The sequence below is a fragment of the Halorarum sp. SLYT50 genome, from assembly GCF_059821265.1.
On the sequence record NZ_CM187555.1, the window covers coordinates 2,263,764 to 2,276,527 of the forward strand.

A 12,764-nucleotide genomic window follows, 5' to 3' on the forward strand; every position below is an offset into this window, starting at 1 on the left:
GGAGGGTGAAGTCCGGCGCTCGGGCGCTCGGGGTCGCGTTCTCCGACGGGCCGGAGCGCGCGACGCTCGCGGGCGCGCTGGTCAGAGCCGACCGCGCGCTCTCGGGACTGGCGTTCGCGTCCTGTTCGGTCGGCGGGACCGACGCCACCGACGCAGTTCTCCGCTGTTTCGACGCGCTCGACCGCGAGGACGTCCAGCTACTGCTGCTCGCCGGCATCGCGCCAGCGTGGTTCAACGTCGTCGACCTCCGGCGCGTCCACGACGCCGTCGAGCGGCCCGTCCTCTCGGTCTCCTTCGAGGAGAGCGAGGGGCTCGAACCCGCCCTGCGCGAGCAGTTCTCCGGCGACGCGCTCGCGGACCGACTCGCGGTGTACGACCGGCAGCCGCCGCGGACGCGCGTCCGGGTCGGGGGGCCCGACGGGGGAACCGACCTCTGGATTCGCGTCGTCGGGGCGAGCGCGGAGGCGGCCGGCGACGCGCTGCGCGCGCTGACGCCCACGGACGCGAGCCGACCCGAACCGCTCCGCGTCGCACGCGTCGCGGCGTCCGCCGGGCGCGCCTACAGCGCGGCGGTCACCGGCGAAGGCGGCCCGGACGGAAAGGGGTAACTCCGCGGCGGCCGGGGTTCGGGTATGAGCGAGCACGAACTCGACTCGGAGCTCCGGGTGACCGACTGTACCCGCTGTCCCGAACTGGTGGAGTCGCGCTCACGCATCGTCAACGGGACCGGCCCGACCGACGCGGACCTGGTGTTCGTCGGCGAGGCCCCCGGCGCGAAGGAAGACGAGCAGGGGGAGCCGTTCGTGGGCCGGTCGGGGACGGTGCTCGACGACGCGCTCTCGGACGTCGGCGTCGCGCGCGAGGCCGTGCGCATCACCAACTGCGTGCGCTGTCGGCCGCCCGAGAACCGCGACCCGACGGCCGAGGAACTCGCCAACTGCCGCGGGTACCTCGCGGAGGAACTCGCCCGACTCGACCCGGACCTCGTCGTCACGCTCGGGAAGGTGCCCTCCGAACACCTGCTCGACCGCTCCGTCTCCGTCACCTCGGAGGCGGGCGACGTGTTCGACGCGCGCGTCGGCGAGACGGCCGTCCGCCTGCTCGTCTGCGTCCACCCGGCGGCGACGCTGTACGACCGGAGTCAGGAGGAGACGTTCGAGTCGACCATCCGGCGGGCGGCGGAACTGGCCGGCGTGGGCGGCGACGGCGGGGACGGCCAGTCGCAACTCGGCGACTACTGAACCTACGCGCTCAGAGGAGACACGCCGCCGCGGCGACGACGCCCGCCGCCGACAGCACGACGCCCATCCCCCTCGTGAGCGTCACCTTCCAGTCCGCGGGTTCGACGCGGCCGGCCGACTTCCGGCCGATTGCGTCGACCACCTCCTCGAACCGGGCCATCCGGTAGGGCCAGGCGGCCATCGGGGGACCGAACAGCAGACCGGCGCCGGCGACGGCGAAGAGTTCGGCTGAACACACGTGGAGGTCCTCGTCTCGCGATTTCGACTCGGGGAGCAAAACCGTTCCGCCGGCGTTCGGGGCGCTTCCGGGGAACGGCGAGTCCGCGCGTCGGTCGGTCAGTCGAGGTAGGGGCGCTCGATTGCGCTCTCGGCACCGACGAGCGCGCTGATGCGGCGGGTTATCCAGTCGAACAGCACGATGAGGGGCGCGAGCACGCGCTCGACTACCCGGACGACCGGCGCGGCGGTCAGCGACCACGTCCGCGCGTTCGCGAGACCGACCGACTTCGGGACGATCTCCCCGCCGACGAGCAGGAGGAAACTGGTCGCCACCGTGGTCACGACGACCGCGGGGCCGGCCGGGAGGGACTCGGCGACGAGGACGGTCACGATGCTCGAGATGGCGACGTTGACGACGTTGTTCCCGACCAGGAGCGTCACGAGGAGACGGTGGGGGTCGTCGTGGAGGTCCTTGAGGACGCGCGCCCGACGGTCGTCCGTCGCCGCCTGGCGCTCGACCCACTCGCGGGGCAACGAGAAGATGGCGGTCTCCGAACTCGAGAAGAACGCGCTGCACGCGAGGAGAATCGTCGTCGCCGCGACTCCGACCGCCAGCGTCGACAGGCCGTCCATGGGCCCAGTACGGGCAGCCCCCGCAAGAACGCGTCGTCCAGTTCGTGGGGGCGTTACTTCCCGCCGCGGTTGCCCTTCGAGACGCTCGGACGGGTCTTCTCCGCGCCCTTCCCGCGCGTGCGCAGGCCGCGGTTGCTCTTGCCGGCGTTCGTCAGGCCGCGGAACGCTCGGCCCCTCTGGGAGTCCTGACATATCCAGTTGAGGTCGTCGTCCGACTGGATGGCGGGGTGTTCGGGGTCGACCAGGATGGTCTCGAACCACTTCTGGGAGCCGTCTTGCCCGACCGAGTAGGAGGCGAGCACGCGCATGTTGGGGTACTTGCGCGAGACGCGCTCCTCGCCGATGCGCTGGATGGACTTCCGGCGGCCGATGCGGTTGACGCCCTGCCGCTTCGAGCGGCGACCGGCCTTGTGTCGCTGTTTGCGCGCGCCACCCTTACGGACGGAGACGCGCGCCATCACGACGCCCTGCTTGGCCTTGTAGCCGAGTTCGCGCGCCTTGTCGAGGCGCGTCGGGCGGTCGATGCGGACGATGGCGCCCTGCTCGCGCCACTCCTGCTTGCGCTGCCACTGTAGCTCGGCGAGTTTCCCGTCGTCCGGGTTCCGCCAGGCTTCCTTGATGTGCGAGTAGAAGCTTCGTGCCATGGGTTGCTCCGCGGGCGCTTGCGATTCAGCCGGGGTTCGGGCGGGTCCCCCGCCCCCGGGGCGTCCGACGACGCCCGCCGGCCACATTTCGTCCCGGCAAACCGGGTGCCCGCTGGCGGCCCACGTGCCAGCGAGTTACCGGTGGTACCGGGGGCGCGCTGTTAAGCACTTCGAAGCGTCCACGCGCTCGGGTCCGGATGCCACGGAGGCCCGGTCGCAGTCGTCTCGCCAGGGTCGCTCTCGCTCGACTTCGTTTCCCGCTCCGCGGGCGGCTCACCCGCGAGTTCGCCGCCGTCCTCCCGAGGCCTCGTACGCTCCGCTCACTCGGCCTCGCTCCCCACGAACGCCCGGACGGACTCGAACGTCCCGTCCGCGACGGCCGCCGCGACGGCGTCGGCGTCGACGTCGGGCGTCTCGCGCGGGTACTTCCGGCCGAAGTAGCCGACGACGTTCCCCACGTCGCGCGCGAGCAGTTCGTCGGCGTTCTCGTGGGTCGTCTCGACCGACTGCGGCCAGTCGAAGACGACGACGCCCTCCTCGCTGATGGCGACGTTGTGCTCGCTCATGTCCGCGTGGACGTACCCCGCGCGGTAGGCGGCGTCCACCTCCCGGAGGACCAAATCGAGTACGCCGACGACCTGTTCGGACTGGAGCCTCGCGTTCGCGAGTTCGACGCCCGGGAGCTTCTCCATCACGATGGCGTGCCGGTTGTGGTCGACGGGCTGTGGTACCGACACCTGCGGGTAGAGGTCTTCGAGCGCGCCGTACTCGCGCTCCGCGGCCTTGCGGGCGGTGTACTGCCAGGAGACGTGGTGGTGGTCGGCGGTGTAGTCGCGCTCCTTTCGCACCTGTCGGAAGTTGGTGTACCCCTCGCGGTGGAACTTCAGCGCGAGCGGGCGGTACGACTCCACCTCGTACACGTCGCTCTCCTTGCCGACGCCGAGGGGAGCGCCCACGCCCAGTACCGTCTCCCGCTCGGCGAACGTCCGGAGCGCGAGCGCGTCGTACCCCTCGAACGTGAGCTGGTACCCCTCGTACTGGATGGTCTTGCGCCGCACCAGCCCCCGCTCGGCGCACCGCTGCACCCGGTAGTCCACCTCCTCGTCGGTCAGGTCGGCGTAGTCGGGGAGTTTCTCCCGCTGGACCCACTCCGAGAAGCGCATCCCCTGCTCGACGCCCGACAGGAGGTAGAAGTCCCCGGCCTCGAGTTCGGCCATCACCCCCGCGACGTTCTCGACCATGCGGGGTAGTCGCCGGCCGCGCGGTAAAAGGAGTCGGTCGCGGGTCGTGCGCGGTACCAGAGCACGGGCCGTCCACGCCCCCGCGACCGGGCGGCGCGACTCCACGCGGGGTCGCAAACGATTTGCGCGCCCGGCGACGACGCCCCACATGGACCCCGCCGACCGGGAGTGGCGGCTGATACGCGAGGAGGCCCGCCCCGGCCCGCTGAACATGGCGCTCGACGAGGTGGCCGCCGAGACGGCCGCCGCGGGCGGCCCGCGGACCGTCCGGGTGTACCGCTGGCGGCCGTCGTGCCTCTCGCTGGGCTACCGGCAGGACCCGGCGACGGTCGACTGGGACGCCTGCCGCGAGGCCGGCGTGGACGTGACCCGCCGGCAGACGGGCGGGGGCGGTATCTACCACGACGAACACGGCGACGTCTCCTACAGCGTCGTCGCGCCGGCCGCGGAACTGCCGGGCGACCTCATGGACTGTTACCACCTGCTGTGTACGCCCGTGCTGGACGCCTTCTCGCGGCTGGGCGTCGACGCCGACTACGCCACCGAGGAGCGCCCGGCGCTGTACCACCCGGCGTGTTACCTCCGGGAACTCCACCCGGCCCACGACGTGCTCTCGGAGGGTGGGGACGGCAGAAAGCTCTCGGGGAACGCCCAGTACCGCCGGGAGGACGCCGTCATCCAGCACGGTTCGGTCACGTACGAGACGACCTCGGCGGCCCACCTCGCGTGTTTCGCCGACCCGGGGGTGAGCGAGGCGGCGTTCGGAGAACGGGTCGCCGGCGTCGCCGAGTCGACCGACGCGACGCGCGCGGAGGCCGTCGCGGCGTTCGAGGGCGCACTCGCGGACTGGGCCGACGCCGAGGCGGGCGCGTGGACCGACGCCGAACTCGCGCGCGCCGAGGAGATAGCCGACGAGAAGTACCGGAGCGACGACTGGGTCCGGCGGATACCGGGCGAGCGGTAGGCTGGTCCGTCCCCCGGTTCCGACACCGCTTTGCCCCCCGCCCCACGACGGCGGGTATGAGCACGGAGCGTACGGGAGAACTCCGCGTCGGCGCCCACGAGTCCATCGCCGGCGGGGTGTACAACGCCGTCGACGACGTCGTCGACGACGGGGGGAACTGCGGGCAGATATTCACCCACTCGCCGCAGGTGTGGCAGGCGCCGAACATCGACGACGAGGAGGCCGAGCGCTTCCGCGACACGTCCGACGAGCACGGCGTCGGGCCGTGGGTCATCCACTCGTCGTACCTCGTGAACCTCTGCACGCCGCGCGAGGACCTCCACGAGAAGTCGGTCGAGTCGATGCAACAGGAGGTCGAGGCGGCCGCGAAACTCGACGTCCCGTACGTCAACGTCCACCTCGGCGCACACACCGGCGCGGGCGTCGAGCGGGGACTCGACAACGCCGCCGCGGCGCTCGACGAACTCGACGTTCCGGCGGGCGTGACGGTCCTCGTCGAGTCGGACGCCGGGTCGGGCACCAAACTCGGCGGCGAGTTCGAACACCTCGCGGCGGTCCTCGACCGGTCTGCCCAGGACCTCGACGTCTGTCTCGACACGGCTCACGCGTTCGCCGCCGGGTACGACCTCTCGACGCCCGAGAGCGTCCGGGAGACCGTCGCGGAACTCGACGACGTGGTCGGACTCGAGCACCTCCAGTGCATCCACCTGAACGACTCCAAGCACGCCCGCGGGACGAACAAGGACGAACACGCGCACGTCGGCGAGGGCGAGATCGGCGAGGCGGGGATGCGCGCGCTCGTCAACCACGAGGACCTGCGCGGCGTGCCGCTCGTACTGGAGACGCCGACCGAGGACGGCAAGTCGTTCGCGTGGAACATCGAGCGCGTGAAGCGACTGCGCGAGGACTGAGTCGGGGCGAGCCGCGAAGCGGTCACCGACCACGCGGACCCGGAGATTGATGGCGCGATGCGCCGACCCGTACACGCATGAGCAGCGACTCAGTCGACGCCGAGCACGCCGACGCCCCGGACGCCTACGAGGACCTCGTGGAGCGGTACCGCCGCGTCTCCTACCTGGAGAGCGGGGCGAGCGTCCTCTACTGGGACCAGCAGGTGACGATGCCCGAGGGCGGCGCCCCCGCCAGGGGGAAACAGTTGGCGGCGCTGTCGGGGACGACCCACGAGAGACTGACGAGCGACGCGATGGCGGACGCACTCGACGCCGCCGAGGACGCCGACCTGACCGACGAGCAGGCCGCGAACGTCAGGGAGATCCGGCGCCGGCACGACCGGAACCGGAGCGTCCCCGAGGACCTCGTCGAGGAGTTGACCGAACACCAGTCGCACAGCCAGCAGGTGTGGAAGGAGGCGAAGGCCGCCGACGACTTCGACGCGTTCGCGCCCGAACTGGAGACGCTGCGGGACCTCCACGTCGACCGGGCGGAGGCCATCGACCCCGACCGGCCGCCGTACGAGGTGATGTACGAGGACGGCGAGCCGTACCTTCCCCTCTCCCGCATGGAGGAGGTATTCGACGAACTGAAGGACGCGCTCGTCCCGCTCATCGAGGAGATTCAGACGAGCGGCGCGGACCTCCCCTCGCCGTTCGTCGCCGCCGGCCCGTACGACGAGACGGAGCAGCGAGCGCTCTCGGAGGACGTGCTGGACCTGTTGAACTACCCGGACGACCGGGGTCGCCTCGACGTCTCCGCGCACCCGTTCACGTCGGGCAACCAGTTCGACTCGCGCATCACGACCCGGTTCAAGCCCGACGACCCGATGGACGCGCTGACGGCCACCATCCACGAGTTCGGCCACGCCAGCTACAACCTCGGCCTGCCGCAGGACCGCTTCGGCGAACCGCTGGGCGACTCGCTCTCCAGCGGCGTCCACGAGAGCCAGAGCCGATTCTGGGAGAACCACGTCGGCCGGACGAAACCGTTCTGGGAGCGGTTCGTCGACACCGCGAACGAGCACCTCGGAACCGACGCCACCGCCGAGGAGGCGTACGCCGCGGTCAACCAGATATACCCGGACAACCTCATCCGGGTCGAGGCGGACGAACTCACCTACCACCTCCACATCATCCTCCGGTGTGAGGTCGACCGGGCGCTCGTCGAGGGCGACCTCGGCGTGGACGAGATACCCGACGTGTGGGACGCCAAGATGGACGACTACCTCGGCGTCACGCCCGACACGGACACGGACGGCGCGCTCCAGGACATCCACTGGTCCAGTCGGTTCGCGGCGTTCCAGGGGTACACCATCGGCTCCGTGCTGGCGGCCCAACTCGACCACGCGATGCGCGAGGAGGTCGAAGACGTGGACGGGAAGATACGCGCGGGAGACCTCGAACCGCTGTGGGACTGGATGACGGAGAACGTCCACGGCCACGGCCGGCGCTACCCGACCGACGAACTGGTCGAGGAGGCGACGGGCGAACCGCTGACGGCCGACTACTTCGTGGACTACGTCGAGGAGAAGTTCGGCGACCTGTACGGGGTGTAGCGGGCGGGACCCGTTTTTCGACCGAACCTGTCCTCGTCCACGCGCTATTCGGCCGCAGTCGCGCGGTTTCTCCAGTCCTGACGCTGCCCAAAGACATATGTACTGGTGTGCCATACCATAGCATGTATGGCGTCGGCACCCCGTTCCGACGACGACCTGTTCGACGAGTTCCTGACCAGCCGCGGTCACGAGACGGAGCCAGCGCGCTGGGAGGAGTCGTATAACAAGAAACAGTGTCCCGACTGCGGGGGTCTTCACGGCGACACGGCCGACGAGTGTAGCGTATGCGGGTGGCGACCCGCGTCCGACTGACCGGGCCGACCGGGTCCACCTTCTGGCGTCGACGGCGACCGTAGAGCGCCCGCTCCGGGGCGGCCGGTCGGGAGAACTGACGCGAGCCGTTCGTCTCCCCGAATCGAGGTGAAACACGGCGCTTATGATGCAGGCCCGCAAGAGGGGGACAATGAGCGACCCGACCGTCGCCCGACTGTTCGGTGGCCCCGGCAGCGGGAAGACGACCGCGCTCCTCGACCGCGTGGAGCGCATCATCGACGAGGAGGGCGTCAGCGTTCGCGACGTGCTCGTCGTCTCGTACACCCGCGCCGCCGCCGCCGAGATACGCGAGCGGCTCGCGGAGCGCCTCGACACCACCCCGCGACACCTGCAGGGGAACGTCGCCACGATGCACGCGAAGGCGTACGAACTGTTGAACCTCTCGCGCGGCGACGTCGTGTCCGATAGCGACAAGGAGGAGTTCTGCGACGAGTACGGCATCGAGTACGAGGACGAGTACTCGGGGGCCGGCCGGCGGACGGCCCGGTCGACGACGCTCGGGAACAAGGTCATCGCGACCTCCCAGTGGCTGCAGCGGACGGACCGCGACGTCGCGGACTGGTACGACGTGCCGTTCCAGTGGGACGTCGAGGAGGTCCGCCTCCCGCCGGAGATCGACCCCAACGCGCAGGAGGGGAACAAGTACACGCCGACGTGGCCCTCCAGCGACGACCGGGTCGACATCCCCGAGGCCATCCGCGGCTGGCGTAACTACAAGGGCGAACACGAACTCGTCGGCTTCGCGGACATGCTCGAACGGGTGAAACAGCGGTCGCTCCTCCCGAACGTCGACTACCTCGTCATCGACGAGTTCCAGGACATCACGACGCTCCAGTACGACGTCTACGAGGAGTGGCGCCCCCACATGAAGAGGTGCCTCATCGCCGGCGACGACGACCAGGTCGTCTACGCGTGGCAGGGCGCCGACCCGGACCTGTTGCTCGACACGGAGGTCACGGAGGACGAGGTGCTGCCGAACTCCTACCGGCTCCCCTCGAACATCCTGAACGTCGTCAACCGCGAGATACGCCACATCGACAAGCGACAGGAGAAGGACCTCCGCCCGCGCAAGGAGGGCGGGTCGGTCGAGGCGGTCGAGTCGCCCTCGATGCTCGACCTGGTCCGGAACGTCCGCACGACGGTCAAGCGAACCGACGAGACGGTGATGGTGCTGTTCCGGGCGCGCTACCAGATGTTCCAGTTCATCGACGAGTTCATCACCGAGGGCATCCCGTTCTCGTGTCTCACCGACCAGCGGATGTGGACCGACCGCCTGACCGACTACGTCCGCGCGATCGAGTCGGTCGAGCGGAGCGAGGTGCTGACCGCGCTCCAGGCGCGCCGGCTGGCCGACATCCTGCAGGACTCCGCGTTCGGGTCGAACGAGCGGGACGACCTGTACGACTTCATCGACGACGTCGAGGAGACCGCCGAGGAGGACGACCTGGCGGAGATACCCGTCTCGCCGGAGGACGTGGCCGACTTCGTCCCGTTCATGCCCGACGGCCCGGCGGCCGCGGACATGGCGCGGAAGATAACCTCGTTCCAGCGCAAGTCCATCAAGGCGTACTTCGCGGGCGACTACGACGGGATGGACCCGAGCCGGGTCCGCCTCGGCACCATCCACTCCGCGAAGGGTCGCGAGGCCGACCACGTGTTCGTCTCCACCGACCTCACCGAGAAGGTGGTCGAGCAGATGGCCGCCCGCGTCGACCAGCAGGGCATCGAGGTGGAGGGACTCCCCGAGGGCGAGGAGTTCACCAAGACGACGAACCCCGTCCCCATCCTGACGGACAACGAGCGGCGGGTGTTCTACGTCGGGATGTCGCGGGCGAGAGAGCGGCTCGTCGTCATGGAGAACCTCGTGAACGGCGCGCCGACGCTGCCCATCAGCGTCCTCCTCCACAACGAACCCCGCGACGACCCGCCCGAGGAACTGGTCGCCGCCGTCGTCGACGAACAGGACGCGCCCGAGCCGGAGCCGTAATGGCGACCGCGGACCTCGACGTGCTCTCGACCGACTACGAGTTCCTCGCGACGGAACTGGCGGCGCGCGACGCGGTCGGGTTCGCCCACGTCGGCGACCGGTTCGACGACGACCTCCGCTACCTGACTCGCTTCTCCGGGCCCGACCGCGAGTACGCGTTCGTCTTCGCCGACGACGCGGCGACGCTCTGTGCCCCGGCGCTGTTCGACGCGCAGGCCCGACGGGAGTTCCCCGGCGAGACGGTCCGCACCGACGGGCGGAGTGACCCCGCCGGCGTCCGCGCGGCGGCGGCGCTCGCGGACCGCGGCGTCACGGGCGGCACGCTGCTCGTCCCGCGGGGGATTCCCCACGACGCCGCGGTGTACCTGCGCGACGCCGGCTTCGACCTGAAGTCGACCGCGGTCGTCGCCGACGCGAGGGAGGTGAAGGCTGACGACGAACTCGACCGCCTGCGGCGCGTCCAGCGAGCGGCGCTCAGGGGCGTCGCTCGCGCCGAGGCGGTCCTCGCCGCGGCGACGGTGGACGGGGACCTGGTCAGGTGGAACGGCGGCCCGCTCTCGACCGAACGGCTCCGCCGGCAGGTGAACGAGGTGTTGGCCGCCCACGGCGTCGCCGACGCCGACAACACCGTCGTCGGCTGCGGTCCCACGGCGGCGGACCTCCACTTCACGGGACTCGACGAGCTACGCCCCGGCGAGACGGTGCTGCTCGACGTCTCGCCGCGCGGCCCGGACGGCTACTACGGCGACGTGACGCGGACGTTCGCCGTCGGCTCCGAGGGTGGGTGGGAGCGGCGCGCGTACGTCGCCGTCGAGGCGGCGCGCGAGGCGGCGCTCGAGGAGGTGGCGGCGGGCGTGACGGCGTCGACGGTCCAGGAGGAGGCCGCGGCCGAACTCGCGGCCCACGGCTTCCGGGTCGACGGCGACGAGGTGGGGTTCACCCACTCCGTGGGACACGGCGTCGGCGTCTCGCTCCACGAGGGGCCGAGCCTCTCGGGGAGCGACGAACTCGAAGCCGGGAACGTGTTCACCGTCGAACCGGGCGTGTACGACCCCGAGACGGGCGGGGTCCGTCTCGAGGACCTCGTGGTCGTCACGGAGGAGAGGTACGAACTCCTCGGCGAGTACCCGTTCGGACTGGTTCCGCGCGAGCGGGACCGAGACCGAGCCTGACCCGCGGAAACGTCGGTTCCGCCGTGTTCACTCCGCGGTCCGGTCGCCGTTCTCGGTCCCCTCGCCGTCCTCGTCGGGCGCGGTCACGGCCGACCCCACCGTCCGCTCGACGAGTTTGCCCGGGATGTCACCGGGGGTGGTGAGCCGCTGCGGGAGGTACACCATCAGCGCGGCGACGGCGACGAACGCGGCGCCGACGAGCGGTTCGCCGTCGGCGGCCCGCTGGAGACCGTACACCGCGAGCGGGAGCGCGAATATCAGGCTCGCGCCGAGACCGAGCAGGTCGAGTATCCCGAGTGCCACACCGACCCGTTCGGCGCTCGCGGACAAAAGCCGTGCTATCGCGCACTCGGGCTACCGGGCGACCGGTTCGGGGAGGTCCTCGACGTTCTCGACGGAGAGCCCGGTCGTCACGAGCAGGCGGAGGCCGCGCGCGACGCTCATGTCCAACTCCTGGAAGTCGGTGGGGCGCATCATCACCAGCTTCCCGGCCGTCGGGTTCGGGCTGTGCGGGAAGAACACCGCCTTGAGGTCGGCGCCGATCGCGTCGCTGACGCGCCGGGGCGCCGGGTTGGTGACGAAGCCGATAGCGTACGTGTTGTCGTGCGGGAACTCCGCGACGACGACCCGGTCGAACCCGTCGGCGGGCGAGGCGATCGACTCGCTGACCTGCCTGACGCCGAAGTAGACGGCGCGGACGACCGGCAGGAGCGCGACCCCGCGCTCGAACCCGCCGAACAGCCGCCGTCCCGCCTCGTGGGAGGCGACGAAGCCGACGAACATGATGCCGACCGCGAGCAGGAGGGCCGCGAGCGCCTGCGCGAGCGGTTCGCTCCCCCCGACGAGCGCCGCGAGGTTGGTCCCGACGACGATGGGTCGGACCAGCCCGCCGATCCAGCGGACGGCGAACGCCAGGACGTACAGCGTGACCGCGAGCGGCGCGACGATGAACACCCCGGCGACGAAACTCCCCCGAAGTCGCGTGAACGCGTCCATGCCACCTTCTGACACCGGGGAGAAATAGCTCTCGTGGTATCACGACGTCGGAACGCTTTCCAGTTGTGAGAGCGAACCTCCGCCCGTGTTCACCGGCATCGTCGAGACGGCGGGCGAGGTGACGGACCGCGAGACGACCGCGGACGGGCTCAGGCTCCGGATTCGGGCGGAGGGCCTCGACGACCTCCACCCCGGTCAGTCCATCGCCGTGAGCGGGGTCTGTCTCACCGTCGAGGAGTTCGGAGACGTGCGCGACGGGGACGAACGATGGTTCACCGTCTTCCTCGCGGCCGAGACGGTGGCGAAGACGTACCTCGGCGACGTGCGCGCGGGCGACGCGGTCAACGTCGAGCGCGCGCTCCCGGCCGACGGGCGCTTCGACGGCCACGTCGTCCAGGGACACGTCGACACGACGACGCGCGTCACCGGCATCGAGTCGGTGGGCGAGGACTGGCGGTTCACGTTCGCGGTGCCCGAGGGGTACGGGAAGTACGTCGTCGACAAGGGGTCGGTGACGCTCGACGGCATCTCGCTCACCGTGGCGGACCGCCGGGACGGGGCGTTCGACGTGGCGGTCATCCCGACGACCTACGACCTGACGTGTCTGAGCGAGAAGGCGGTCGGCGACCCGGTCCACCTCGAAGTCGACGTGGTTGCGAAGTACGTCGAGCGCATGCTGGAGGGGTACGCGGAGCGGCTGTCGGCTCCCGGGACCGAACGGACACCCCCGCCGTCGGCCGACTGAACGGGGAGCGCCACCGGGGCCAGCACCGGCCCGCCGACGCCGACTCTTCTCGGGTGTATTTGACGCCCCGGGTCCTCCGT

At 70.5% G+C, this 12,764-nt stretch carries 15 protein-coding genes; 9 read left to right on the forward strand and 6 right to left on the reverse strand.

The window, feature by feature from the left end:
* The first annotated feature begins 5 nt into the window (after positions 1–5).
* The gene (locus AC6RUA_RS11820; RefSeq protein WP_499813209.1) at positions 6–608 is read left to right on the forward strand and encodes an endonuclease dU; all 603 of its coding nucleotides are present in this window, start codon (positions 6–8) and stop codon (positions 606–608) included.
* A 24-nt stretch (positions 609–632) separates the two neighbouring features.
* Positions 633–1,241: a uracil-DNA glycosylase gene (locus AC6RUA_RS11825; protein WP_499813210.1), complete on the forward strand. Its 609-nt coding sequence runs from the start codon at positions 633–635 to the stop codon at positions 1,239–1,241.
* Positions 1,242–1,251: 10 nt separating this feature from the next.
* On the opposite strand, the gene AC6RUA_RS11830 is transcribed toward AC6RUA_RS11825, so the two are convergent.
* The 4 genes from AC6RUA_RS11830 to AC6RUA_RS11845 form a co-directional block, all read right to left on the reverse strand.
* Positions 1,252–1,479, reverse strand: a complete 228-nt coding sequence (locus AC6RUA_RS11830; RefSeq protein WP_499813211.1) for a DUF6199 family natural product biosynthesis protein — start codon at positions 1,477–1,479, stop codon at positions 1,252–1,254.
* Positions 1,480–1,577: 98 nt separating this feature from the next.
* Positions 1,578–2,093 carry a CNNM domain-containing protein gene (locus AC6RUA_RS11835; RefSeq protein ID WP_499813212.1) on the reverse strand — a complete coding sequence of 172 codons (516 nt, stop codon included), beginning with the start codon at positions 2,091–2,093 and terminating at the stop codon, positions 1,578–1,580.
* A 53-nt stretch (positions 2,094–2,146) separates the two neighbouring features.
* Positions 2,147–2,737 carry a 50S ribosomal protein L15e gene (locus tag AC6RUA_RS11840; RefSeq protein ID WP_499813213.1) on the reverse strand — a complete coding sequence of 197 codons (591 nt, stop codon included), beginning with the start codon at positions 2,735–2,737 and terminating at the stop codon, positions 2,147–2,149.
* A gap of 320 nt (positions 2,738–3,057) precedes the next feature.
* Positions 3,058–3,978, reverse strand: coding sequence for a serine/threonine-protein kinase RIO2 (locus tag AC6RUA_RS11845; RefSeq protein WP_499813214.1), 921 nt, complete (start codon positions 3,976–3,978; stop codon positions 3,058–3,060).
* 148 nt (positions 3,979–4,126) lie between these two features.
* Between AC6RUA_RS11845 and AC6RUA_RS11850 the strand changes: the two genes are divergently transcribed.
* From AC6RUA_RS11850 to AC6RUA_RS11875, 6 genes are all read left to right on the forward strand, one after another.
* Positions 4,127–4,942, forward strand: a complete 816-nt coding sequence (locus AC6RUA_RS11850) for a lipoate--protein ligase family protein (protein WP_499813215.1) — start codon at positions 4,127–4,129, stop codon at positions 4,940–4,942.
* Positions 4,943–4,998: 56 nt separating this feature from the next.
* Positions 4,999–5,853: a deoxyribonuclease IV gene (locus AC6RUA_RS11855; protein ID WP_499813216.1), complete on the forward strand. Its 855-nt coding sequence runs from the start codon at positions 4,999–5,001 to the stop codon at positions 5,851–5,853.
* Positions 5,854–5,930: 77 nt separating this feature from the next.
* Positions 5,931–7,451 carry a carboxypeptidase M32 gene (locus AC6RUA_RS11860; RefSeq protein WP_499813217.1) on the forward strand — a complete coding sequence of 507 codons (1,521 nt, stop codon included), beginning with the start codon at positions 5,931–5,933 and terminating at the stop codon, positions 7,449–7,451.
* A 126-nt stretch (positions 7,452–7,577) separates the two neighbouring features.
* A complete protein-coding gene (locus AC6RUA_RS11865; RefSeq protein ID WP_499813218.1) occupies positions 7,578–7,763 on the forward strand; it encodes an HVO_0416 family zinc finger protein in 186 nt (61 codons plus the stop codon).
* A 151-nt stretch (positions 7,764–7,914) separates the two neighbouring features.
* Positions 7,915–9,771 (forward strand): UvrD-helicase domain-containing protein, encoded by a 1,857-nt coding sequence (locus AC6RUA_RS11870; RefSeq protein WP_499813219.1) that lies wholly within the window; start codon positions 7,915–7,917, stop codon positions 9,769–9,771.
* Positions 9,771–10,943, forward strand: a complete 1,173-nt coding sequence (locus AC6RUA_RS11875) for a M24 family metallopeptidase (protein WP_499813220.1) — start codon at positions 9,771–9,773, stop codon at positions 10,941–10,943. Before AC6RUA_RS11870 ends, AC6RUA_RS11875 begins: the two co-directional genes overlap by 1 nt.
* Before the next feature lie 27 nt (positions 10,944–10,970).
* Here AC6RUA_RS11875 and AC6RUA_RS11880 read toward each other — a convergent pair whose 3' ends face one another.
* Together AC6RUA_RS11880 and AC6RUA_RS11885 are read right to left on the reverse strand one after the other, a co-directional pair.
* Complete coding sequence (locus tag AC6RUA_RS11880) at positions 10,971–11,246, reverse strand: DUF7533 family protein (protein WP_499813221.1); 276 nt, start codon at positions 11,244–11,246, stop codon at positions 10,971–10,973.
* 51 nt (positions 11,247–11,297) lie between these two features.
* Complete coding sequence (locus AC6RUA_RS11885; protein WP_499813222.1) at positions 11,298–11,939, reverse strand: DUF502 domain-containing protein; 642 nt, start codon at positions 11,937–11,939, stop codon at positions 11,298–11,300.
* 85 nt (positions 11,940–12,024) lie between these two features.
* Between AC6RUA_RS11885 and AC6RUA_RS11890 the strand changes: the two genes are divergently transcribed.
* Positions 12,025–12,684, forward strand: coding sequence for a riboflavin synthase (locus AC6RUA_RS11890; RefSeq protein WP_499813223.1), 660 nt, complete (start codon positions 12,025–12,027; stop codon positions 12,682–12,684).
* The last annotated feature ends 80 nt before the right edge of the window (positions 12,685–12,764 follow it).

Coding starts and splice junctions, on each gene's coding strand:
- AC6RUA_RS11825 (WP_499813210.1), top strand. CDS start 633: ATGAGCGAGCACGAACTCGACTCGGAGCTCCGGGTGACCGACTGTACC.
- AC6RUA_RS11835 (WP_499813212.1), bottom strand. CDS start 2,093: ATGGACGGCCTGTCGACGCTGGCGGTCGGAGTCGCGGCGACGACGATT.
- AC6RUA_RS11840 (WP_499813213.1), bottom strand. CDS start 2,737: ATGGCACGAAGCTTCTACTCGCACATCAAGGAAGCCTGGCGGAACCCG.
- AC6RUA_RS11845 (WP_499813214.1), bottom strand. CDS start 3,978: ATGGTCGAGAACGTCGCGGGGGTGATGGCCGAACTCGAGGCCGGGGAC.
- AC6RUA_RS11850 (WP_499813215.1), top strand. CDS start 4,127: ATGGACCCCGCCGACCGGGAGTGGCGGCTGATACGCGAGGAGGCCCGC.
- AC6RUA_RS11855 (WP_499813216.1), top strand. CDS start 4,999: ATGAGCACGGAGCGTACGGGAGAACTCCGCGTCGGCGCCCACGAGTCC.
- AC6RUA_RS11860 (WP_499813217.1), top strand. CDS start 5,931: ATGAGCAGCGACTCAGTCGACGCCGAGCACGCCGACGCCCCGGACGCC.
- AC6RUA_RS11865 (WP_499813218.1), top strand. CDS start 7,578: ATGGCGTCGGCACCCCGTTCCGACGACGACCTGTTCGACGAGTTCCTG.
- AC6RUA_RS11870 (WP_499813219.1), top strand. CDS start 7,915: ATGAGCGACCCGACCGTCGCCCGACTGTTCGGTGGCCCCGGCAGCGGG.
- AC6RUA_RS11875 (WP_499813220.1), top strand. CDS start 9,771: ATGGCGACCGCGGACCTCGACGTGCTCTCGACCGACTACGAGTTCCTC.
- AC6RUA_RS11885 (WP_499813222.1), bottom strand. CDS start 11,939: ATGGACGCGTTCACGCGACTTCGGGGGAGTTTCGTCGCCGGGGTGTTC.